Source organism: Campylobacter concisus, assembly GCF_003049085.1.
Lineage (GTDB): Bacteria > Campylobacterota > Campylobacteria > Campylobacterales > Campylobacteraceae > Campylobacter_A > Campylobacter_A concisus_H.
Map to the genome: position 1 here is coordinate 191,278 of NZ_PIQX01000001.1, position 23,397 is coordinate 214,674.

General features: G+C 36.8%; 25 protein-coding genes. 6 read left to right on the top strand and 19 right to left on the bottom strand.

All coding sequences use genetic code 11. The features are described from left to right. Positions 1-38 precede the first annotated feature (38 nt). Both tgt and CVT13_RS00945 read left to right on the top strand, forming a co-directional pair. Positions 39-1,169: a tRNA guanosine(34) transglycosylase Tgt gene (gene tgt / locus CVT13_RS00940; RefSeq protein ID WP_107811286.1), complete on the top strand. Its 1,131-nt coding sequence runs from the start codon at positions 39-41 to the stop codon at positions 1,167-1,169. Further along, positions 1,159-1,857, top strand: coding sequence for a CorA family divalent cation transporter (locus tag CVT13_RS00945; protein WP_107811287.1), 699 nt, complete (start codon positions 1,159-1,161; stop codon positions 1,855-1,857). The genes tgt and CVT13_RS00945 overlap by 11 nt, the downstream gene beginning before the upstream one ends. Positions 1,858-2,023: 166 nt before the next feature. On the opposite strand, the gene rplS is transcribed toward CVT13_RS00945, so the two are convergent. From rplS to CVT13_RS01030, 17 genes are all read right to left on the bottom strand, one after another. Then, positions 2,024-2,380 (bottom strand): 50S ribosomal protein L19, encoded by a 357-nt coding sequence (rplS, locus tag CVT13_RS00950; RefSeq protein ID WP_021090978.1) that lies wholly within the window; start codon positions 2,378-2,380, stop codon positions 2,024-2,026. An 8-nt stretch (positions 2,381-2,388) separates the two neighbouring features. Continuing rightward, positions 2,389-3,081, bottom strand: a complete 693-nt coding sequence (trmD, locus tag CVT13_RS00955) for a tRNA (guanosine(37)-N1)-methyltransferase TrmD (RefSeq protein ID WP_107793043.1) — start codon at positions 3,079-3,081, stop codon at positions 2,389-2,391. Next, entirely contained in the window at positions 3,078-3,608 is a 531-nt protein-coding gene (gene rimM, locus CVT13_RS00960; protein WP_107811288.1) for a ribosome maturation factor RimM, read from the bottom strand. The genes trmD and rimM overlap by 4 nt, the downstream gene beginning before the upstream one ends. Next, positions 3,601-3,843: a KH domain-containing protein gene (locus CVT13_RS00965; RefSeq protein WP_072594183.1), complete on the bottom strand. Its 243-nt coding sequence runs from the start codon at positions 3,841-3,843 to the stop codon at positions 3,601-3,603. Before CVT13_RS00965 ends, rimM begins: the two co-directional genes overlap by 8 nt. Continuing rightward, positions 3,843-4,070 carry a 30S ribosomal protein S16 gene (rpsP, locus tag CVT13_RS00970; protein ID WP_009293992.1) on the bottom strand — a complete coding sequence of 76 codons (228 nt, stop codon included), beginning with the start codon at positions 4,068-4,070 and terminating at the stop codon, positions 3,843-3,845. Before rpsP ends, CVT13_RS00965 begins: the two co-directional genes overlap by 1 nt. A gap of 72 nt (positions 4,071-4,142) precedes the next feature. Next, positions 4,143-5,483, bottom strand: a complete 1,341-nt coding sequence (gene ffh, locus CVT13_RS00975) for a signal recognition particle protein (RefSeq protein WP_107811289.1) — start codon at positions 5,481-5,483, stop codon at positions 4,143-4,145. Between the two features lie 62 nt (positions 5,484-5,545). Next, on the bottom strand, positions 5,546-6,304 hold the full coding sequence (locus CVT13_RS00980) for an RluA family pseudouridine synthase (protein ID WP_107811290.1): 759 nt from the start codon (positions 6,302-6,304) through the stop codon (positions 5,546-5,548). Further along, positions 6,301-7,437, bottom strand: coding sequence for a lipid IV(A) 3-deoxy-D-manno-octulosonic acid transferase (gene waaA / locus CVT13_RS00985; RefSeq protein WP_107811458.1), 1,137 nt, complete (start codon positions 7,435-7,437; stop codon positions 6,301-6,303). Before waaA ends, CVT13_RS00980 begins: the two co-directional genes overlap by 4 nt. An 8-nt stretch (positions 7,438-7,445) precedes the next feature. Then, entirely contained in the window at positions 7,446-8,153 is a 708-nt protein-coding gene (locus CVT13_RS00990; RefSeq protein ID WP_107811291.1) for a zinc ribbon domain-containing protein, read from the bottom strand. A gap of 16 nt (positions 8,154-8,169) precedes the next feature. After that, positions 8,170-8,892, bottom strand: coding sequence for a Nif3-like dinuclear metal center hexameric protein (locus tag CVT13_RS00995; RefSeq protein WP_107811292.1), 723 nt, complete (start codon positions 8,890-8,892; stop codon positions 8,170-8,172). Positions 8,893-8,898: 6 nt separating this feature from the next. Next, positions 8,899-9,759 carry a glycine--tRNA ligase subunit alpha gene (gene glyQ / locus CVT13_RS01000; protein ID WP_107708584.1) on the bottom strand — a complete coding sequence of 287 codons (861 nt, stop codon included), beginning with the start codon at positions 9,757-9,759 and terminating at the stop codon, positions 8,899-8,901. Positions 9,760-9,777: 18 nt separating this feature from the next. Then, a complete protein-coding gene (locus CVT13_RS01005; RefSeq protein WP_107811293.1) occupies positions 9,778-11,316 on the bottom strand; it encodes an AbgT family transporter in 1,539 nt (512 codons plus the stop codon). Between the two features lie 6 nt (positions 11,317-11,322). Beyond that, a complete protein-coding gene (locus CVT13_RS01010; protein ID WP_107811294.1) occupies positions 11,323-11,742 on the bottom strand; it encodes a GyrI-like domain-containing protein in 420 nt (139 codons plus the stop codon). Between the two features lie 3 nt (positions 11,743-11,745). Beyond that, entirely contained in the window at positions 11,746-12,219 is a 474-nt protein-coding gene (locus CVT13_RS01015; protein WP_084041391.1) for a DUF3972 domain-containing protein, read from the bottom strand. A gap of 12 nt (positions 12,220-12,231) precedes the next feature. After that, positions 12,232-12,726, bottom strand: a complete 495-nt coding sequence (purE, locus tag CVT13_RS01020; protein ID WP_103582742.1) for a 5-(carboxyamino)imidazole ribonucleotide mutase — start codon at positions 12,724-12,726, stop codon at positions 12,232-12,234. After that, positions 12,723-13,982, bottom strand: coding sequence for a peptidase U32 family protein (locus CVT13_RS01025; RefSeq protein WP_107811295.1), 1,260 nt, complete (start codon positions 13,980-13,982; stop codon positions 12,723-12,725). Before CVT13_RS01025 ends, purE begins: the two co-directional genes overlap by 4 nt. Next, positions 13,982-14,740, bottom strand: a complete 759-nt coding sequence (locus CVT13_RS01030) for a chemotaxis protein (RefSeq protein WP_107811296.1) — start codon at positions 14,738-14,740, stop codon at positions 13,982-13,984. The genes CVT13_RS01025 and CVT13_RS01030 overlap by 1 nt, the downstream gene beginning before the upstream one ends. Before the next feature lie 134 nt (positions 14,741-14,874). Here CVT13_RS01030 and CVT13_RS01035 point away from each other — a divergent pair, with 134 nt between their 5' ends. From CVT13_RS01035 to CVT13_RS01045, 3 genes are all read left to right on the top strand, one after another. Then, entirely contained in the window at positions 14,875-15,654 is a 780-nt protein-coding gene (locus CVT13_RS01035) for a histidinol-phosphatase (protein ID WP_107811297.1), read from the top strand. Between the two features lie 88 nt (positions 15,655-15,742). Then, on the top strand, positions 15,743-17,173 hold the full coding sequence (gene glnA, locus CVT13_RS01040) for a type I glutamate--ammonia ligase (RefSeq protein WP_107811298.1): 1,431 nt from the start codon (positions 15,743-15,745) through the stop codon (positions 17,171-17,173). A 322-nt stretch (positions 17,174-17,495) separates the two neighbouring features. After that, positions 17,496-19,133: a DNA polymerase III subunit gamma/tau gene (locus tag CVT13_RS01045; protein ID WP_107811299.1), complete on the top strand. Its 1,638-nt coding sequence runs from the start codon at positions 17,496-17,498 to the stop codon at positions 19,131-19,133. Here the strand turns inward: CVT13_RS01045 and ccoS are convergent. Then, positions 19,120-19,362 carry a cbb3-type cytochrome oxidase assembly protein CcoS gene (gene ccoS / locus CVT13_RS01050; protein ID WP_084041397.1) on the bottom strand — a complete coding sequence of 81 codons (243 nt, stop codon included), beginning with the start codon at positions 19,360-19,362 and terminating at the stop codon, positions 19,120-19,122. The genes CVT13_RS01045 and ccoS overlap by 14 nt on opposite strands. Continuing rightward, positions 19,362-21,743 (bottom strand): heavy metal translocating P-type ATPase, encoded by a 2,382-nt coding sequence (locus tag CVT13_RS01055; protein WP_107811300.1) that lies wholly within the window; start codon positions 21,741-21,743, stop codon positions 19,362-19,364. The genes ccoS and CVT13_RS01055 overlap by 1 nt, the downstream gene beginning before the upstream one ends. A gap of 289 nt (positions 21,744-22,032) precedes the next feature. On the opposite strand from CVT13_RS01055, the gene rho reads away from it, so the two are divergent. After that, positions 22,033-23,373 (top strand): transcription termination factor Rho, encoded by a 1,341-nt coding sequence (gene rho, locus CVT13_RS01060; protein ID WP_107811301.1) that lies wholly within the window; start codon positions 22,033-22,035, stop codon positions 23,371-23,373. The last annotated feature ends 24 nt before the right edge of the window (positions 23,374-23,397 follow it).

Here is a 23,397-nt window from a genome sequence, read left to right on the forward strand (position 1 = left end):
TGTTAAAATAAAAAATCAAAAAAAAATTAAGGACTTAGATGAAATTTGAAGTTATAAAAAAAGATGGCAACGCAAGGCGCGGCATCCTCACAACCGCTCATAGCGTGATACAAACGCCAGTTTTTATGCCTGTTGGCACGGTTGGCGCAGTTAAAAGCTTAGATGCCTTTGATATGAGTGAAATTTTAGACGCAAAGATCATTTTAGCAAACACCTATCATATGTATCTGCGCCCTGGCAGCAAGGTCGTGCGTGAGTTTGGCGGACTGCATGGTTTTTCTAAATTTGATCGCTCGTTTTTAACTGATAGTGGCGGATTTCAGGCGTTTTCACTTAGATCAAACACCAAAAACGACGATGGCGGGATAAAATTTAAAAGCCATATCGACGGCAGTACGCACTATTTCACACCAAGATCCGTCCTTGATACGCAGTATGACCTAGGCAGCGACATCATGATGATACTTGATGATCTAGTCGCCTTGCCTGCTGAGACAAAAAGGATCAATCTAAGCATAAAACGAACGATAAAATGGGCAAAAGAGGCGATTGATTATCACAAATTTATGCAAAGCAAGGGCGTTGGCTTAGAGCAAAATATATTTGGCATCGTTCAAGGTGGCACCGACTATGAGGCACGTAAATTTTGTGCGCAGGCCTTAAATGAGATGCCATTTGATGGCCTTGCGATAGGAGGACTAAGCGTTGGCGAGAGCAATGAGGCGATGTATGACACAGTTGAGGCGGTTATGCCATTTATGGATGAGCTAAGACCGCGCTATCTAATGGGTGTTGGCACGCCTGAAGATCTTGTAGAAAACGTGGAGCGAGGCGTTGATATGTTTGACTGCGTCATGCCAACAAGAAATGCAAGAAACGGCACACTCTTTACTAGCTTTGGCAAGATAAATATAAAATCAGCCAAATTTATAAACGACCACGCACCAATCGACCCGCAGTGTCAGTGCTATACCTGCAAACGCTACTCCAGAGGCTATCTAAACCACCTTTTTAAGGCTAGAGAGCTAACGTTTTTTAGACTAGCAAGTCTTCACAACCTGCATTACTATCTAAATTTAATGAAAGAGATGAGAGAGGCGATAGAAAGAGGCGAATTTGCCAAATTTAAGAAAAATTTTTATGCTAAAAGGGTAAAAAATGAGCTATAAAAGTTCAGTTTGTGGATATTTTTATGGCGATGAATACGACTATATTTTGCTTGTTTCTTTCACGCAAAAGCAAAGCTATAAATTTTTATTTAAAAATGGCAAGATTTATAAAGAAGATCTTAATCACGAATGCGATAAAAACGAGTTTGAAGCGGCCCTTAAAAAACTATGTAATGAATATGCAAACAAAATTTTAGAACATCAAGAAGAACTAAACGAGTATGAAAAAATTTACGCTAGTCGAAAGAACTTTAACAAATTTATCAAAAGACACCACTTTTTAAAATATGAGATTAGAAAATTTCAAAACAAGATATCTCACTTTTATGAGACACTTTCGATTTGTCAAAGTGAGCAACAAAATTTAAAAAAAGAGCTTAAAAATAGTACTCATGAGGCAAATGTTTTTAGAACAATGGCCAATGAGTATGCCTGCAGAATAGATGATATTTATACATTTATACAAAGTATAAAAAATGACAAAATCAATCAAAATATTTACATTTTGACAATGATATCAGCTGTAATGCTACCACTAAATCTGATAACTGGGTTTTTTGGCATGAATACACAAGGCTTGCCATTTAATGAAACTAAAAATGCTACTATAATAGTTGTATCAATAATGCTTGGAGTAATTCTTTGTTGTACTTCTTTTTTGTTTTGGTACACGAATAAGAAAAAGTAGAAAATAAATAAATTTAGTATATATTTTAAATTTTTATAGACTAGTGGTAAAAACAATAAAAATAAATAGATTTTTATTAATATTAAAACGATAAAAATATTTAATAGAAATTAGATTTAAAGAAAAGTTGAAAAGTCCTGAATAGGCTTCAGGACAGATAGTAGAATTATTTTCTAAGTTCGCGGATCTTAGCAGCTTTACCACGAAGATCACGTAGATAGAATAATTTAGCTCTTCTAACACGACCTTTTCTAAGAACTTTTATCTCTTCGATAGAATCACTAAAAATTGGAAAAATTCTCTCAACGCCAACACTATTAGCGCCAATTTTTCTAATGATAAATGTTTCACCAGTACCGCTACCACGTCTAGCTATACAAATGCCTTCAAAATTTTGAATTCTAGTTTTATCGCCTTCGTGAATACGAGTAGCAACACGCAATGTATCTCCTGCACGGAAGTCAGGAATATTTTTACTAGCAATTTGAGCATTTTCAAATGCTTCAATGTATTTATTTCTCATGTTTTTCCTTATTTATGTGGCTTAAGCTTTTGATATAAATCAGGGCGAAAGAACCTTGTTTTGCAGTGAGCCATCTTATTTTTTAAAGTGTGGATTTTAGCATGGTTACCCTTTAAAAACTCTGAAACCACAAAGATCGATCTAAAATTATCAGGCTTTGTAAAAGATGGGGCTTCAAGTAAATTATCCTCAAAACTCTCAACTTCAAGGCTCATATCGTTTCCTAAAACTCCAAGTACATTTCTTGATATTGCATCGCTCATACAAAGCGCAGGAAGCTCTCCACCAGTTAAAACAAAATCACCTATACAAAAAACTTCATCTGCCCAAAGCTCAACAACTCGTTCATCAAGGCCTTCATATCTACTGCAAACAAAACAAATGTGATTTTTTTTAGAAAGCCTCTTTGCATCATTTTGATTAAATTTTTTACCAGCTGGTGTCAAAAATATCACGTGAGTATTTTTATCTTTTGCTTTTAAAAATTTGATCGACTCATCCAAAGGCTGTGGAAACATTAAAAGCCCTGCTCCGCCTCCGATCATATAATCATCAACTTTACTATGCTTATCTTTAGTAAAATTTCTTGGATTTATAAAATCAATTTCAATAAATTTATTACCAATTGCACGTTTTAAAATAGAATCACAAAAATAAGGTTTAACTAAATTTTCAAAAAGTGTAATAAACGTAAATTTCATGAATTTTCTAAAATGGCTCTAGCACCTTTTACTAAAATCTCTCCACCATCCAAATTTACGCTTTCAATAAAATGCTCCAAATATGGAATGTAAAAATTCTTTGGTTTACTACCCAAGGTAAGCTCTTCATCTGTTTTTATATATAAAAGTGAATTTGCAAAATTATCTTGGATATCTTCTACAATACCCAAAATTTCACCATTTTCTATAACTTTTAAGCCAATAATATCAAACTGAAAAAATTCATTTTTTTTTAATTTGCAGTTTTTTCTAGTGAGCTCTTTTGTGGTATATATAGTTCTATTTACAAGCGTTTTAGCAAGATCTAAGTCATCAAAATTTTCAAATAAAACCAGCTCTTTTTGTCTATTATAGTCTTTTATGACGAGCTGATCATTGTTTTTGTCAAAAAAGGTTGCACCTTTTTTAAACTGTTCTGGGAAGTCGCTCTTATTGTGAAGCTTTAAGTAGCCCTTTAAACCAACACATCTTCCAATGGTAGCGACTTCAACAATATCACTATTCAATAGCTTTTACCGTTACCCTATAACTTGTATTATCTTTGGCTTTACAACCAATAATAACGGTCTTTATAGCATTTATCATTTTACCATCTTTACCGATAAGTTTTCCTGTATCAACCTTATCAGCACTTATAATTATCTCAGCAAAATTTTCACCAAGTTCCTGGCGATCAACACTTACTTTATCAGGAAAATCGGCAATCAACTTGGCATATTCGTATAAAAAATTTTTAACCATTATTTTGTAATTTGTGCAACTCTATCGCTAAGTTTAGCACCAACGCTTTTCCAGTAATCTAATCTCTCTTTGTTAAAATTTATAACATTTGGCTCAACCATAGGATTGTAATAGCCAATACTTTCTATCCAGCCACTATCACGTCTTTTTCTACTATCTGTAACAACTATACGATAAAAAGGTCTTTTCTTACGTCCCATTCTTGTTAGTCTTACTACTGTTGCCATATTATATTTCTCCTCTTGTTTTTAAATAAAGCTTAAATTTAGATAACAAATATCCAAATTTAAACCCTTTTATCAAACAGGTCTTTTTAAATTTGCTTGAGAAAGCATATTTGCAAGTCCTTTTGTTCCACCTTTTCCTGAAAATTTCTTAGCAAGTTTTGAGGCATTTTCAAACTGCTTTAAAAATCGATTCACCTCTATCTGAGAAAGTCCAGAACCAGCCGCTAAACGTCTTTTTCTACTATTATTCAAAAGTTCAGGATTTTCACGCTCTTTTTGCGTCATAGAGTTTATCATAGCCTTAATATGTAAAATTTCTTTTGAATTATCAAGGTCTATATCTTTTATCTGATTTGCAATATTTGAAAGTCCAGGTATCATACCCATCAAAGACTTCATGCTACCAAGCTTTTTAACGCTTTCCATTTGATCCAAAAAGTCATTAAAGTTAAACTGACCTTTTTTTATCTTTTGATTTAGACGCTTCGCCTCTTTTTCATCGATAATGGTCGATGTTTTTTCGACCAAAGTAGCTAAGTCGCCCTCGCCCATTATGCGGCTTACGATACGATCTGGTATAAAGCTCTCGATATCAGCTACTTTCTCGCCAGTACCGACAAATCTAAGTGGAATATTTAGCTGTTTTGCGATGCTAATAGCTACGCCACCCTTTGAGTCAGAGTCAAATTTAGAAAGAATAACTCCAGAAATTCCTAAAATTTCATTAAAACTTGCAGCTGTTTTTACAGCATCTTGACCACTCATAGCGTCAGCTACGTAGAAAATTTCATGTGGATTTATCGCATTTTTTACATCTTTTATCTCTTGCATCAACTTCTCATCGATCGCGAGACGACCAGCGGTATCCACTAAAAGCACATCGTAAAGACCAATTTTTGCTTTTTCTAATGCTTCTTTTGCCACTTTTATAGGATTATTTTCATTTTCTATATAAAAAAGATCGATCTCGTTTGCAACGCAGAGCTGTCTTAGCTGCTCAACCGCCGCTAATCTCTGCAAGTCACAAGCCGCAACTAAAACTTTTTTCTTTCTTAGTTTTAGATAGTTTGCAAGCTTGATAGTTGTCGTAGTTTTACCGCTACCTTGCAAGCCAGCCATCAAAACAATGGTCGGTGCAACTGGCGCATAGACAAAGCCTTGATTGCCAGGAGCTGTTAAGATAGTAGTTAAATTTGACTTGATCGCATCTAGGAAATTCTTTTGACCAACGCCAGTTTGCTTTAGTTCGCTTTCGATAGACGCGAGTAGATCTTTGGTGACTTTGTGGTGAACATCAGCTTTTAAAAGAGCTTTTTTGAGCACGTCAAGTGCGTTTTTTAGAGCTTTTTCGTCATCTACAAAACGTATCTTACTAACGGCTAATCTAAAAGACTCGCTAATTTGTTCGAACACTAATCACCTTCCTAAGTTGTTATTAAAGGGCGTATATTACTAAATAATTTCTTTATTGCTCTTTAAATTTCAAATTTATTAGATAGCTCAAATCCAAGAGAGTTAAATTCTCTTGGGATCGGCGCTTTAAATTTATAGTCTAAAAGAGCGATGTAATAGGCATGCAAGAACATTCTATTTGCCCTATTTTTGCCGTATTTCTCATCGCCAACGATAGGTAAATTTAAGCTAGCCAAATGCACTCTTATCTGGTGCGTCCTGCCTGTTTTTATAGCAACTTTTACAAGCGTTTTTTTACCCACAACCATAAGTGGTGAAATTTCACTGATCGCCTCTTTGCCATCTTTTGAGATCTTTGAAAAGGCGCCATTTTTATTTTTTATCGTTAAGATCGGCTCATTTACGACCACCTCCTCGCTCATGATACCCCTAACTGCGGCCACGTAAATTTTCTCAACCTTCATCTTTTTAAACTCATTTATGGCAAGGCTTGCAAATTCGTCATTTTTTACAAGAAGCAACACGCCACTCGTATCTTTATCGAGTCTGTGAAGGAGTGGAAATTTATACATTTGGCTGATTTTTTCACTAGTCACGGCAGCTGGTTTATTAATGGCTATTAAATTTTCATCTTCAAAGATAATGCTTGGCTTTGGCATCTCCTCGACGCTAAATTTAGTATTTTCACTCATTAGTGCACGAGCGATCATCACCTTTTGCCCCTTGGCATAGACTAGACCGCTATCTATTAGCTCCTTTGCCTCGTTGTTTGAGATGTTTTTTTGTTTGGCTAAAATTTTATACGCTTTTTCTTCACTCATAAAGTGCTCCTTATATCTTCCATGATCGCATCAGCGCTTGCGTGCACGGCGATCTTGCTCTTTTTGGCGTTACTTTCTATTATGCCACCGATCTCGCTTGCCTTTGCGATGTAGATGTTTTCAACTAGGCTAAATAACGCCTTTTGATTAAATATAAACTCACCGCTAATTATCACTGGGTTAAATTGTGCGCACTCGATTGGATTATGCCCACCGATATTTGGTACAAAACTGCCTCCAAGCACGACTACATCACTAATGGCATAGACATTTACAAGCTCGCCCAAAGTATCAAGTAAATTTACTTTAGCTTCAAATTTATACGTTTGACTAAATTTCGCAAAGCTAAAATCATGCTTTTTAGCGTACTCACTTGCTATCTTTTCAACATCTGCAAATCTCTCAGGATGGCGTGGTGCGATGATTAATAGATCGTTTTCTTTTAAATTTAAATTATCTAAAATCATCTCTTCTTCGCCCGCATGCGTGCTTGCTAGCACGATCACTCTAACTTTTGGCTTTTCATAAATTTTACTCACGCTTGGCAAAAACGCAGCTTTTATGTTGCCAACAACCTCTATTTCGCCTGCTCCAAGCGACTTTAACCGCTCTTTATCAAGCTCACTTTGGGTGTAAATCTTATCTATAAATTTAAAAAGATATCTATAAAAAAAACCAAATTTTAAGTAGCTTTTGTAGCTTCTATCTGAAATTCTAGCGTTTATCAGTATCACGCGGCTGCCTTTTAACTTCGCCATGAAAACCAGCATGAGCCAAAGCTCAGCCTCAAAAATGACTAAAATTTTGCTCTTTTTTAGCCAAAATGGCAAGAAAATTTCAAATGGCAAAAATCTCGTGTTAGAGCAAATTTTACTTGCCGCTTCAAAACCCGTATTTGTCACTACACTTATGGCTTTGCTATCAAATTTTTGCATCAAAGGTTTAAGCGCTTGTATCTCGCCAAACGAGCAAGCGTGAAAATGCACATCTGCATCTTGAAATTTAGGATTATTAAATAGAAAAAAACGTGCTGGAATCGACTTATGATACTTTTTTTTAAAACTTAAAAAAAATAAAAAGATAGCCCCAAAGAGATAGAGTATTGAGGCTAGAAAGTAATATATTATTATCACGAAATGTGTTATTGCTCTTGTTTGTATAAAATTCTGCCACAATGCGGACATGTAACGATATCTTCACCCTTGATAACAGCAGAGAAAGTTTTGTCGTTTATCTGCATAAAGCAACCATAACAAGCTTGTTTTTTTACAGGAACAACAGCTGTGTTATGAGCCCATTTTCTAATTTTTTCATAAAATGCGAGAATTTTTTGATTCATAGTGGCGATAAGCTTGTCTTTTTTAGCATAAACTTCTTCACGTTCTTTCCCGATATTTTCAAGCTCAGATGAAGTTTTGCTTTTTATATTTTTTAAATTCTCTTCAAGTTCAGCTTTTTTTGCACCAAGCTCATCTTTTTGACTATTTTTACTATCTATTAGCTTCTCAAGTCTAGCGATCTCCTCATTTGCAGCCTCAAGTTGCTCTTTTGCAATATCTTCTTCAAGACTTAGAGCTTTTATCTCCTTTTCACTTTTTGCACTTGAGCTTTTTTTAGCCACATCTTTTATCTTAGCACTAAACTCGGCTATATGAGCATTTGTTCCTGATTTTTGAGATTTTAAGTCACTTACCTCTTCATCTAGTCTTTCTATATTAACCGTTATAGTTTCGCACTCTTCTTCTATATTTTTATAAGCCTTTTCTATATCCTGAATGCGTGGTATAAAGCCATCTATTTGTTTATCAAGATCAGATAATTCAACTAATTGTTGTAAGTATTTATTCATAATGTTTCCTTTTTTGTTAGCAATATGTAAATGGATTTTTAGAATTGCGTATTATAACTTCAATTTTCAGATTTTGCAAATATTTTGCTAAAAAATCACCAAAATAACGTTCACTTTCATAGTGATTTATATCGATTAAATTTAGCCCATTTTCCTTTGCATAAAGAGCTTGATGATACTTTAGATCACCCGTTAAAAAGACATCTGCTTTGACATCTTGGATGAGATCTCCGCCACTTCCAGTGCAGATACAAATTTTAGAAATTTTATCTTTTGCATGAACCACTCTTAAATTTTCTAGCCCAAGCTTCTCTTTTACAAATTTGCAAAGCTCATTAAATTTCATCTTCACATCAGCGTAGATCAAAAAGCCCTCTTTGCTTGAAATTTCAAGCCCCAAAACCTGCGTTACAAATTTTTCATTTAAAAATGCAAGGTCAGCATTTGTGTGAAGCGAGATGAGCGAGATATTTTTTATCATCATCTCTCTTATGAGTGAGCTTGGATAAAGGCTGTAGTCCAGGCTCTTTAGCCCCTTAAAAATGAGTGGATGGTGGGTGATGATGAGCGAGTTTGGCAAGACATTTTGCAAAAGCTCGCTATCAAGATCAAGACTTAGATAAATTCGCTCAAATTCGCTATCAAATGAGCCAACTTGCAGGCCGCTATTATCCCAAGATTCTTGGCTCGCAAATGGACAAATTTCATCTAAATTTTTATAAATTTCAGCTATTTTCATCAAATTTTACTTTTGCTCTAAGCTCTCTTTATACGTTAGCGCGCACTCTTTTGCAAGCTCACGAATTTTTAAGATGTAGTCTTGTCTTTGTGTCACGCTGATCGCTCCGCGCGCGTCAAGCACGTTAAACGTATGAGCCGCAAGCATGCAGTAGTCGTAAGCTGGCAGTGAAATTTTAGCCTCCAAGCAGCGCTTGCACTCGTTAAATGCGTTTTCAAACTGGTTAAAGAGCATATCAACATTTGCCACTTCAAAGTTATATTTGCTCCACTCATACTCGCCTTGTTTGTGAACGTCGGCATAGGTTACGATGCTTCCATCCCTGTCGTCCCAAACGATGTCATAGACGCTATTTACATCTTGGAGATACATGGCCAAACGCTCAAGTCCGTATGTTATCTCACCAGAGATCAGCTCGCATGCGATGCCGCCCACTTGTTGAAAATACGTAAACTGCGTCACTTCCATACCATCTAGCCAGACCTCCCAGCCTAACCCCCAAGCACCTAGCGTCGGGCTTTCCCAGTTATCCTCGACAAAGCGAATGTCGTGATCTTTTAAATTTAACCCAAGCTTTTCAAGACTTTTTAGATAAAGCTCTTGGATATTTTCCGGACTTGGTTTTATGAGTACTTGAAACTGATAGTAAGCGCCTAGGCGGTTTGGATTTTCGCCGTATCTGCCGTCGGTCGGACGGCGGCTTGGAGCTACATATGCAGTCGCCCACGGCTTTGGTCCGAGGCTTCTTAAAAAAGTCGCTTGATGATAAGTACCAGCACCAGCAGGCATGTCGTATGGCTGAAGTATAACGCAACCTTGCTCTTGCCAATAGTTTTGAAGGGTTAATATTATTTGTGAAAATGTCATTGCTTTCCTTTTAAAATTTTACTTTACATAGTGTATAACTGCACCAGGTCCTAGCGGTAGATCAAAAATGTACCAAAACGACATTAGCGCTGTCCAAGAAATTAAAAATGCAACCGTATAAGGAAGCATAATAGAAACCACTGATCCGATTTTTAACTCTTTATTGTATTTTTGCATAAAAGCTACTATCAAAACAAAAAACGGCATCAAAGGCGTTATGATATTTGTAGTAGAGTCGCCTATTCTAAAAGCAGCCTGTGTAAGCTCTGGTGAAAGTCCAAGATTCATAAACATTGGTACAAAAATTGGAGCCATCATCGCCCACTTTGCAGAATCAACAGCTATAAATAAATTTATAAAAGCGATCAAGAAAATAAAAACTATAATAAGGCTAAGTCCGGTTAATCCAATCTCTTTTAGAAAAATAGAACCTTTGATAGAAAGCACTAGCCCAATATTTGAGGTATTAAAAAGATATGTAAATTGGGCTGCAAAAAATATCAAAACCAAAAACCCTGATAGCTCAGAAATAGATTGCTCCATAAATTTTATGGCATCATTACTACTTTTTATACTCCTAGCGCCTACACCGTAAGCTACACCTACTACTATAAAAAGCAACATCATAAAAACAACAATAGAATGCATAAAAGTAGATTTCATAAAGCTTTCATTGCCTTTTGCTCCAAATAAAGAGCCTGAAGGCAAAATAGCCACAAGCAATAAAACCACAAAAACAATCAACGCTATTAGTGAAAATTTTAAGCCACGTTTTTGCTCTGCACTTATCTCGCTATGCTCTTTTAGGCTAAAATCACCCAAAAAATCAAATTTGCCAAGCCTAGGCTCTACGATTTTATCCGTTACAAACCAGCCAACAAATACGATCAAAAATGTCGAAGCTATCATAAAGTACCAATTTGCAGTTGCTAATACCATATAATCCGGATTTAACACGCTAGCTGCTTGCATAGAAAATGCTGCAAACATAGGGTCATTTGTACCGATTAATAAATTTGCCGACCAGCCGCCGCTAACACCAGCAAAAGCAGCAGCTAATCCAGCAATTGGATGGCGACCAAATCCAGCAAATAAAATAGCTCCAAGCGGGATTAATACAACATAGCCAACTGAGGAAGCAACATTTGACATTACACCAAGAAAAATAACGATTGGGGTTACCCATATTTTGGAAGATTTTAAGGCAATCTTTGTCATAAGTGCTGATAAAAGTCCAGACTTGTCTGCAATACCAATACCTAGAATAATCGCAAAGACTACTCCCAAAGGATAAAAATTAGTAAAATTTTTAAGCACAGACGAAACAAAAGATCTAAGACTATCAGCAGAAAGCAAATTTATAACATTTGCATTAAGCTGTGATATTTGTCCATCTTTGATAGCCTGATAGCTTACGCCAACGCCCATTTTTTCTAACACAAATGATATTATTATCGTAATAATCGAAAGATATATAAAAAGCATAGTTGGATTTGGCAATTTGTTACCAAAATTTTCAATAAAACTTAAGATTGAACTATTGTTTTTTTTATTCATTTTTTTCTAACCTAAAATAGATATAAAAATTTTTATCTCGTCGCTGCTGTAAAGCTCAAAATCCGTTTCATAGGCTCTTTTTAGCTCACTACTTTCAAAATATTTCCAAATTTCTCCCCAAAATTTTGTAACATTTTGTGGCTCATTTGCAAAACTAAAAACGGCATATTTACCACTTTTTATCTCTAAAATTTCATCACTTTTGTGGCTTGATCTTGTGCCGATGAAGTTATCGTAATGTCCGTTAAGATCACTTTCGTAGTTACAGTAAACGCTATAAATTTCACTTTTGCCATCATGGTATTTACTCATAAATTTAGACCATAAAGCTGGAATTTTACCCTTGCCATCTATCTCATCTTTATTTTTAGTGCGAGTTTTTACACCGTAAATTTCAAAGCTATCATCTAAATTTATAATCTTCATAAACTACTTTTGTCCGTTAAAATTTTCAACCGCTTGGTTCCACATGAGTTTGTATTTTCGTTTTAAAAATTCAACTTCATCTTGTGAAATTTTAAGCTGTTTTGTAAGAGTCTCTACCGTTTTTCTATCTTCGTCATAGAGCTCTTGCATCGAAATAAGCGCCTCTTTTAAAAATTTATTCTCATTTCTTAGGGTTTCAAGCGTCTCATCCTTTGCGTCAAGCACCTTTTCGTGTAAATTTAATATCGTTCCAATCGTCTTTTCAACAAAGCTGATACCATCTTGGCCTTGCGGTTGCAAAGATAAATTTTGCGAAACACTAGGCACAACACTCATCGTTCCCTCGCTCGCTTCTATCAAAATTTCTCCATTTTCCTCTTTGGTTTTCAAAACGCCACGATTTATCATATCTTCGATAACTTCACGCTCCAAGTGCACAAGTTTGCAAAATTCATCAACTCCAAGATAGGTCTGCACCGCTTCTCCTTTTTACAGTATCACTTCAACCTTTGAAGAGTCTTCCTCTAAAGCCTTTATCTTTGCCTCTCTGTCAGCTTTTAGAGCACTTGCCAGACTATCATCTTCAAGCGCTAAAATTTGCACTGCCAAATAGGCCGCATTTATGGCACCGGCCTTGCCGATAGCTAGAGTTGCCACTGGCATGCCACTTGGCATTTGCACAGTTGAGTAAAGTGCGTCAACACCGCTAAGGGCCGAACCTGCCATTGGTATGCCGATCACTGGTTTTGTTGTATTTGCAGCAATCGCACCAGCTAGGTGAGCCGCCATACCAGCAGCTGCAATAAAGACTTTTGCGCCCTTTTTCTCAGCATTTGCGACGTACTCGCTCGTTCTTTTTGGGCTTCTGTGAGCTGAGCTGATTATCAGTTCATATTTTACGCCAAATTTTTCAAGAGTTTTTGCCACCTCGCTAACGATCTCATAGTCACTTTTACTTCCCATTATAATAGAAACAAATTTCATATTTTCTCCCTTAAAAAGCTAAATTTTGGTAGCTTAATACCAAGGTTTATCTCATTTTCATTGCCACTATGAATTTCACTCATAACTTTACCTTTTTTGGTGATGAGCTGCTTAAATTTAATAAATTTCTTGCCATCTTGTGAATAAACCTTTGAGATTTCATTCTCGCTATCATCTATGTGTGAGCCGATAGGCGCCACAATCTCGTAGCTATTGCCTGGAAAAATTTTATATTTACACTTAAAAAACTCACCATCTTCGCTTATTGCATTTACCTGATGTGTGCCTTCTTCTAGGCTGCTAACGTGATTTTGTGTATCGGTTCGTTCATAAGGTCTATGCACCAAGTAGCCATCCGTAAAGCCGCGGTTTTTCAACGTATTTATCTCATTCTCATAAATTTGTGCGTCAAATTTATCATTCATAGCATCATTTATCGCCATTTTGTAGGCTCTTGCTGTGCAAGCTGCATAGTACTCGCTCTTTGTGCGACCTTCTATTTTTAAGCTATCTATTACGCCACTATCAACGATCTCTTTGATGTGAGAGATAAGGCAAAGATCCTTTGAGTTCATAATATGAGTACCGTTTTCGTCCTCTTCTAAGCGGAAAAGCACACCACTCTCTTCGTTTTTAGCGTAAAGTTCATACTTAAACCTGCAGTCGTTGGCACAGCTGCCGCGATTTGACATACGTCCGCTTTGCACTGAGCTTACTAAGCACCTGCCAGAGTAAGCAAAGCACATCGAGCCATGTACAAAAATTTCAATGTCAAGAGTTGGAATTTCTTCTTTTATCTTTATAACATCTTTTAAATTCATCTCGCGTGCTACGACGATACGTTTTGCGCCCATATCGTGATAAATTTTTGCATCAAGTACGTTCATAACGTTTGCCTGAGTTGAGAGATGTATCTCGATATCAGGAGCGATGGCTTTTGCTAGACTCATAACGCCTGGAGTTGCGATGATAAAGGCATCTGGCTTCATCGCCGAGATAGTTTGCAAGTGCCTTTTTAGTGGCTCGATCTGAGAGTTAAAAGGAAAAGCATTTATGGTCGCATAAAATTTCTTTCCCTTTTCGTGTGTGTAGTCTATCGCCTCTTTGAATGTTTCAAGGTTAAATTCCCTTGCCGATCTAGTCCTTAGTGAAAAACTAGCCACTGAGCCATAAACAGCGTCAGCTCCATACTCAAGGGCGATTTTAAGTTTTGTTAAATTTCCAGCTGGAGATAAAAGTTCAGGCCTTTTTAGCACTATTTTTTACCCAAGCTTTCTATCAAGGCTTCGATATCGTCGTTGCTGACAAGATTTTCAGTCGTTGTATCACCAGCGATGTGAACAGCGGAGCTAACGCGCTTATCATCGTCAATTTTACCTTCAAACAAGGTATTCATATATTTGCTAAGTGCTCTCATAACGTTGATAACACGCTCGATCTTTTGTCTATGGATGTCTTGATACTGCATCATATCCATAGCCATCATGATCTCATCTTGTCCCATTTGTAAATTTCCGATGATATTATCGATCGTGCCAAGAAGCGAGTTGTTTTTCTCCAAAGCCTCACTAAATGCAGCGATATTTGGAAATTTCTCGCTTAGTGTCGTAAATAGCTCAATATTTGAGTTTATTGTGTCTTTTAGGCTATTTGAGTCGCTCTCAGCGTCCATAAAAAAGTTATTTATCGTCTCAAGCTTATCAAACATCTGAGTAGCTTTTTCTTCGCTATCTCTTGTCACATCGTCAAGCTGATGAACCATTTTGTGATCTTCCGTTGGTGGTGGTGGTGGCCAAACGCCATCTGCACTCACTCTGTAGTTTTCTGCATTCTTTGAATTACTTTCTGATTTTGACTGTGGCTCATCTTTAGTATCGATTGCTTCTGCAACTTCTGTTACCTCGTCCGTATCCTCTTTGACGTCCGCAACCTCTTGGTCAGCATCTTCTTTAGTATTATCTAACTCATCATCTAGCCCACCTGCCATAAGTGCGTCAAGTTCCTCTTGGGTCATAAAAGCTCCTAATAAAATTTGGCTTGATTATATAGGATTTAAATAAAAAATAAGTTTAAAGGCAATGCTTTTATCTTTAAATTTATAAATTTTTAGATAGCATTTTTAAAATAAACGACCTTAAAAGGCTAAAAATGACCGTCGATCTTCACAACCATACGCCACTTTGCAAGCACGCAGTTGGTGAGCCAAGAGAGTATGTACAAAACGCAATAAAAGCTGGCACAAAATACTTTGGTTTTAGCGATCACGCACCGATGAACTACGATGAAGCTTACAGAATGAGATTTGATGAAATGCAAGGCTATGAAGACGAAATTTTACATTTAAGAGATGAATTTAGCGGTGAGATAGAAATTTTGCTTGGCTATGAGATGGATTTTTTAGATGGGTTTATGGATGAGCGAGTTTTTGCTAGAAAAGTTGATTATCTAATAGGCTCTGTGCATTTTTTTAATGGCTGGGCATTTGACAATCCAGAATTTATCGGTGGCTACGAGGGCAAAGACTTGGATCAAATTTGGCAAGAGTATTTTGATAATGTAGAAAGATCAGCCAAGCTTGGCAAATTTGACATTATGGGGCATATCGATCTTTTAAAGCTTTTTAAATTTTTACCAAAAAAGGATGTTAGGATTTTAGCTAAAAATGCAGTAAATGCGATAAAAGAAGCAAATTTAGTTGTTGAGATAAATGCTGCTGGCTTTAGAAAGCCTATCGGCGAGCAATATCCAAGCGTAAATTTACTTGAACTAATAGCTGAAAAAGATATAACCATCACCTTTGGCTCAGACGCTCACGCAAAAGAAGATATCGGTAAAAATGGTGAAATTTGCGAGCAAATAGCTAGAGATTTAGGTTATTCAAAATGTGCTATTTTTAAAAATAGAGATAGAGAATTAGTAAAATTTTAGATTGGGTTCAAATAAAATATAAATTTAATCTTAAATATTATGTTTTATGATAGAATACGAAAAATTTAAAAATTAAAAGGAGAAAAAAGTGGGAAAATTCGTCCAAAATATAGATCATTTTTTTGATTTTTGTAAAGAAAATGAAGTCAAATTTGTAGATTTTAGATTTACTGATTTAGGTGGTGCTTGGCATAGCATTAGCTACAACATAAAGGCTGTTACGAAAGAAAATTTCACAAATGGCATCCCGATGGATGCTAGCTCTATGCATGGCTGGCAACCAATCGATAAGAGCGACATGATAATGAAACCAGAAGCTACAACTGCATTTTTAGACCCATTTACTTCTGATATTACAGTTGTTGTTTTTTGCGATATTTACGACATTTACAAGAGTCAAATTTATGAAAAATGCCCTCGCTCAATAGCTAAAAGAGCAATGCAGTACGTAAAAGATAGCGGTCTTGGCGATGAGGCATACTTTGGCCCTGAGAATGAATTTTTTGTATTTGACAATGTCAAAATCATCGACAGCCCAAACTGCGCGATGTATCAAGTAGATAGCGAAGAAGGCGAGTGGAACGATGCTACTGACTTCAAAGATAGCTACAACACAGGTCATCGCCCACGCAGAAAAGGCGGCTACTTGATGACTCAGCCGATAGATAGCATGGTAGATCTAAGAGCCGAGATGATGCAAGTTTTAGAGCAAGTTGGTCTTGAAGTCTTTTTAGGACACCACGAAGTCGCACAAGGTCAAGGCGAGATCGGCGTGAAATTTGGCAATCTAGTAGAAGCTGCCGATAATGTTCAAATTTATAAATATGTCGTTCGCATGGTGGCTCACCTAAACGGCAAGACAGTTACATTTATGCCAAAACCACTTTATGGCGACAACGGAAGCGGCATGCACGTTCATCAATCAGTCTGGAAAGATGGTAAAAATTTATTCTATAAAGAGGGCAACTACGCAAATTTAAGTGATTTCGCAAGATACTATATCGGTGGCGTTTTAAAACACGCAAGAAGCGTTGCAGCCTTTACTAACCCAAGTACAAATAGCTACAAACGCCTAATCCCTGGCTTTGAAGCACCATCTATCCTAACATACTCTAGCCAAAACCGCTCAGCAAGTATCCGCATACCTTATGGTTCAGGTGAAAAGTCGGTTAGAGCCGAGATGAGATTTCCAGATAGCACAGCAAACCCTTATCTAGCCTTCTCAGCGATGCTAATGGCGGGACTTGACGGCGTTAAAAATAAATACGAGCCAGTTGGTCCTATGGATGAAAATTTATTTAAACTTCATCTTGATGAGATTAGAGAGCGTGGCATAGAACAGCTTCCACACACACTTCGTGGTAGCCTTGAAGCGCTAATTCGCGATAATGAATACTTAAAACCAATAATGACCGATCTTTTCATAGATACATATCAACACTTCAAATTTGAAACTCAAGTTTGGCCTTACGAAGCGCGCCCAACCGCTTATGAGTTTAAAACCTGCTTCTCTTGCTAATCTAAAATTTTGAATTTTGCCTTGGCACACATGCCAAGGCTTTTTATATCAAACACAATTCATACAAAAATACAAAATATTTAACATAAAATTTTATGTATTTTTATTATAAATTTTAAATCTATACGGCTATGGATCATTATAAAAAGGGATATTTTTTATTTTTTTGCAAATGTACTAGAACTTTTATGCAAATCTATAAAAATTTATCCGCCCTCATTAAACTAAAATAAAAAATTTTAAAGCCAATTAAATATATAAATAATCATAAATTTATGCCTTTTTTTATAAAATCCTTGAACTTTATAAAAAGGATACCGCATTGCAAGCACTAGCTTTAAAATATCGCCCTAAAAATTTTGACGAGCTCATAGGTCAAGAAGCAGTTAGCAAAAGCCTAATACATGCACTTGACGAGGGTCGCATAAGCCACGCATATCTATTTTCTGGGCTTAGAGGCAGTGGTAAAACTTCAAGTGCCAGAATATTTTCAAAAGCTTTAGTGTGCGAAAAAGGACCTACTTCAAAACCATGTGAAGTATGCCCACAATGCATCATGGCAAATGAGTCAAGGCATATGGACATCATCGAAATGGACGCTGCTAGCCACAGAAAGATAGATGACATAAGAGAGCTGATCGAGCAAACAAAATATGCTCCAGCAATGGCAAGATATAAAATTTTTATAATCGATGAAGTGCATATGTTAACCAAAGAGGCATTTAACGCTCTTTTAAAAACGCTTGAAGAGCCACCAAGCTATGTAAAATTTATCCTAGCGACGACTGATCCATTAAAACTCCCAACAACGGTGCTTTCAAGAACGCAGCATTTCAGATTTAAACAGATAAGCAGATACAGCATCATTAAACATCTTGAGTTTATTTTAAGCAAAGAAGGCATTAGCTACGAAAAAGAGGCACTTGAAATTTTAGCAAGAAGTGGCGGAGGATCGCTAAGAGATACTTTGACGCTTCTTGATCAAGCTATCATTTACGGAGCAAATAATGTCACGGCAAATGGCGTAGCATCGATGTTAGGACTTCTTGATCCAGAAAAGATCGAGGAGATAATAGCTCATGTTTTAAATCACGATAAAAATGCTATCAGAGTGCTTGTAAGCGAACTTGAAAGCTATGATCTAGAGATGATAATAGATGAAATTTTGGCAAATTTAAAGCAAAAATTTATAGAAAACGACTCAAAAATTTCTCTACTTGTTTATGAGAGATTTTTTAGGATTTTAGCACAAGCTAAAGGTATGCTAAATGTAAGTAGCGACAATGGCTTTGTGCTAATGCTAATGCTTTTTATGATGATAGAAGCGCTAAATTTACAAGATATCGATGACGCTATAAATGAAGTGATCTCAAAAAATAGCGAAAATTCCACACAAATCACAGAAGTCATCACTCAAAAAAGCCAAGTAGCTCCTGCTAAAATGCAAGGTCCATACGAACTCTTCTTAACAAAAATTTATGATAGAAATTACGATCTTGGCGAGTTTTTTAAAGAATTTGTAGAATTTAGTTTCTTTAATAATAATGAGCTTGGACTGATAGTAAATGCAAAAGATGAAAATCTTGAATATTTTAAGAAAAATTGGAAAATTTTAAATGAGATATTGCGTACGCTTTTTGGACAAAATGCAAAGATAGTAAATGCAAAGAGAGATGAACAAAAAGCACAAACTAAGACGCCTAAAGCCTCTTTAGAAAATAATGAAAAAAGCGAACTAGACGAGCTTGATGAGGAAATTTCAAGACTAAATGCAAATAACGTTGAAACTAAAAATGAGCCAAAAACCGAAATAAAAAGCGAACTGCAAAACGAGAAAAACAGCTTTGCTTTAATGCTCAACAAAGAGCCAAAAACACCAGAAGAGCTTCAAAGGCAAAGAGAACAAGGTGTGCTAAAAGAGGCAAATAGGCTCTTTGGCGAGCCAACTATCGAGAGCTAGCCTTATCTTTACTGCTAGCCTCTAGCCTCTTTTTTAGAGCTTCTTTTTTGCGAAGCTCTAACTCATAAGCTTCATTTAGTGCATCTTCATCGTCCAAATTTGCTCCGTCTAAAAATTTTCGGTAGTCCTCAAATTGTTTATTTTTTATCCCCCAAAGCACGCCAAAAAGCAAAAATGCTCCCATCAAAACCGAGATAAAAACCAGCATCGCAAGTGTCGCGCTATCCATTATTTTTCCTTAAATTTTCTAACAATATAAAGCGAGTTTAAGATAACACTTAGCGAGCTAAGCGACATAAAAAGCGCAGCAAATAGCGGAATGACGTAGCCACATACGGCAAATGGCAGAGCAAGAACATTATAAAGAAGGCAAAAGAGCAAATTTTGCTTTATCGTTTTGTAAGTAAATTTCGAGATTTTTATGGCCTTCGCTAGACTTTTTAAACTATCATCAAGTAGCACTACATCGCTTCTTTCTAAGCTTATTGCCGCCCCGCTTCCCATACAAATGGCAACATGAGCAAGGCTAAGCGCTGCTGCGTCATTTATGCCATCTCCTGCCATTAGAACCTTTTTGCCCTGATCTTTTAGTTCGCTTATAAATTTAGCTTTCGTTTCAGGTAACATCTCTGCTCTAAACTCACTCACGCCAAGCTCATCTGCCACGTTTTTTACCACTTTTTGCACATCGCCACTTAAGATACACACTTTCATACCAGCGCTCTTTAGCTCGTCTATCAAGGCCTTTGCCTCGGGCTTTACACTATCTTTTAGGTAAAATTTCGCCACTAACTCACCATTAAGCCCCACAAAAAAGCTCACATTTTCTTCAGCTTCATCAAAGCTAATACCATTTTCAACTAAAAATCGCTTGCTTCCTGCATAAAATTTCTTACCTGAAATTTCAGCCTCAACACCCTTTGCCACGCTTAAATTTGTATTTTTAAGCTCTATTTTTCTTGCACCTTTTTGCTTTAGAAATTTAGCCACTACCACGCTTATTTGATGACTTGATATAAGAGCTAGCGAATAAATTTCATCTAAGCTTATGCTTTCTTTTATGAAAAAATCACTAACTTCAAATTCCGCCTTTGTGAGCGTGCCAGTCTTGTCAAATACTGCTACATCGCACTTTGCAAGGCTTTCAAAAAATTTAGCCTCTTTAAAAAGAACTCTATTTTTAAAAGCCACACCAAGAGCGCAAACACTACTAACTGGCGTGGCAAGCGCAAGCGCACAAGGGCAAGCGATCACGATGACGCTAACAGCTGTGACAATGGCTTCTGAAAAGCCAAATTTAAAGTACCAAAACCAAAATGTAAAAAATGCTAAAGTTAGCACGCTAAGAGAAAATTTAGAAGCGATTTTATTGACTACTAGCTCGATATTTGGCTTTTTTAGCTCTGCAGTTTGGAGCAAATTTATAAGCTGATTTAGATAAGAATTTTTAAAAATTTCCTTTGCTTCATAGATGATTTGTCCATTTTGGCAAATGACGCCACTTTTTACCTCTTGCCCCACTCCCAAGGTCACAGGCAGGCTCTCTCCCGTTAGACTTGAGCTATCCACGCTTGCCTCACCACTAAGCACCACTCCATCAAGTAGCGCCCTCTCACCAGATCTAAGCACGATCTTTTCGCCCAAATTTACATCTCTTGGCTCTTTTAAAACATCCTTGCCATCCTCTAAAATACATACCTTTGCAAGCAGCATATCATTTAAGAAATTTGAAGTCTCAAGCGCCTTTTTCTTACCCAAAATTTCTAAAAATTTACCGATAAAAACAAAGGTGATGATCATCGCAACTGAGTCAAAATAGCTCTCACCGCTTCTTGTAAACATCATATAAATCGAATAAATATAGGTAATGCTAGCTCCGGTGATAACAAGCAGATCCATATTTGGCGAAGCGTTTTTTATGGCTATCTTTGCCCCTTTGAAAAACTCGCTACCAGTATAAAAAAGTACAGGCGTTGCTAATACAAACTGCGCAAAGCTTAAAATATCTTTTATATCGCCTCTTATGCCACTAAAGTACCCGCTATATTGAGCGATGGCTAGCCACATAATGTTCATCGTAGCAAAGATACCAACTAGCGCTTTTGTGTAAAATTTTCTTCTTTTCTTAGCTAGCTCGTCCTCTTTTTGACTCGTAGCATATGGCTTTGGGACGTAACCAACGGCATAAATTTTTTCAATTATTTGCTCTACCAAAAGCTCTTGCTCATCAAAAACAATGACCGCTTTTTGATTAAGCGAGTTGATATTTACCTCCAAGACGCCCGGTAAGCTAAAAAGCGCCTTTTCAAGTAGCCAGATGCAAGCTGAGCAAGTGATACCATCGATTAAAAATGAAATTTGACTAAAGTCGCCCTCTTTTGTCACAAGCTCGCTAAAATTTGCCGCTAAATTTTTGATATTTAAACCGTTGCTCGCCGGTGTAAGTGTATTTTTACCAAGACGCTCATAAAACTCACTAAGCCCATTTTCATTTAAAATTTCATAAACGCCTTTGCAACCAACACAGCAAAATTTCAGTCCACTTTCATTTGAGATCATCACGTTTTCATCAAATTTTAATCTACAATGAGCACATCTACTTTGTGGCATTTTTACTTTCTTTTATCTAAAATTTTTACTAATATTATTGCATCATATGCCTATTACGCACCATATAAATTTGAAGCAGACAAACTGCAAAAATAGGCACAAATTTCTTTTTTTGTTACCGTTATAAAATGGCGAGATTATAGCAAATCAACCATTTTTGAGCAAAAATTTCATTTTATACCATTTCTTGACAACAAAGTTTTATTTTTATAAAATGCCAAAACTTTCAAAAACTTCTTTTTGAAACCTAGAAATTCTGCAAAATTATCCCCGCATTTAAAGAGGAAATATGGAAAATAACCAAACCGAGCAAAGTGCTTCTCAAAACACAAAAACTACAAAAAAACATCAAGTATCAAGAACACACATACCAGTAGATGGACACAAGATCGAAGAGCTAAGAACGCTTAGCTTAGATGAGCTAGTACAGATCGCAAATAGCGTTGGTGTCGAAAATCCACGCGAATTTCGTAGGCAGGATTTGATATTTGAGATACTAAAAACCCAGACAAAACAAGGCGGCTTTATACTATTTACTGGAATTTTAGAAATCACAAACGAGGGCTATGGCTTTTTAAGGGCTGTTGATGCAAATTTAAGCGATAGCTCAAACGACGCCTACGTTTCAAACTCTCAAATCCGCAAATTTGCACTTCGTGTAGGCGACATCATCACCGGCCAAGTAAGAGAGCCAAAAGATCAGGAAAAATACTACGCCCTTTTAAAGATAGAAGCAGTAAACTACATGCCTCTAGCAGACGCAAAAGAGAGGCCACTTTTTGACAACCTAACTCCACTTTTTCCAACTGAAAAGCTAAATTTAGAGTATGATCCGATGAAGTTAACGGGCCGTGTACTTGATCTTTTCACGCCTATTGGCAAGGGTCAACGTGGTCTCATCGTCGCACCTCCAAGAAGCGGTAAAACCGAGCTTATGAAAGAGCTAGCTCACGGCATCGCTAAAAATCACCCAGAAGCCCAGCTAATGGTGCTTTTGGTCGATGAGAGACCAGAAGAAGTTACTGATATGCAGCGCTGCGTAAAAGGCGAGGTATTTAGCTCAACATTTGACCTGCCAGCGCTTAACCACGTCCGCGTAGCAGAGCTAGTCATCGAAAAAGCAAAACGTCTAGTTGAGATGGGCAAAGATGTCATTATATTGCTTGATAGCATAACCCGTCTAGCACGAGCCTACAACACAGTGACCCCACCAAGTGGCAAGGTACTAACAGGCGGCGTGGACGCTAACGCGCTTCACAAGCCAAAACGCTTTTTTGGTGCAGCCAGAAACATCGAGCACGGCGGCTCTCTAACCATCATCGCAACTGCTCTAATAGACACTGGCTCACGTATGGATGAAGTAATATTTGAAGAGTTTAAAGGCACTGGTAACAGCGAGATCGTGCTTGACCGCAACATCTCAGACCGCAGAATTTACCCAGCTATCAACGTACTAAAATCAGGCACCAGAAAAGAAGAGCTACTTCAAAAACCTGATGAGCTTCAAAAGATTTGGGCTATCCGCTCTGCGATCGCCACAATGGACGACATCGAAGCGCTTAAATTCTTGTATGCAAAAATGTTAAAAACAAAAGACAACAAAGAGCTTCTCTCTATCCTAAACGAGTAAATTTAACTGAGCTTGAAGCAGTTG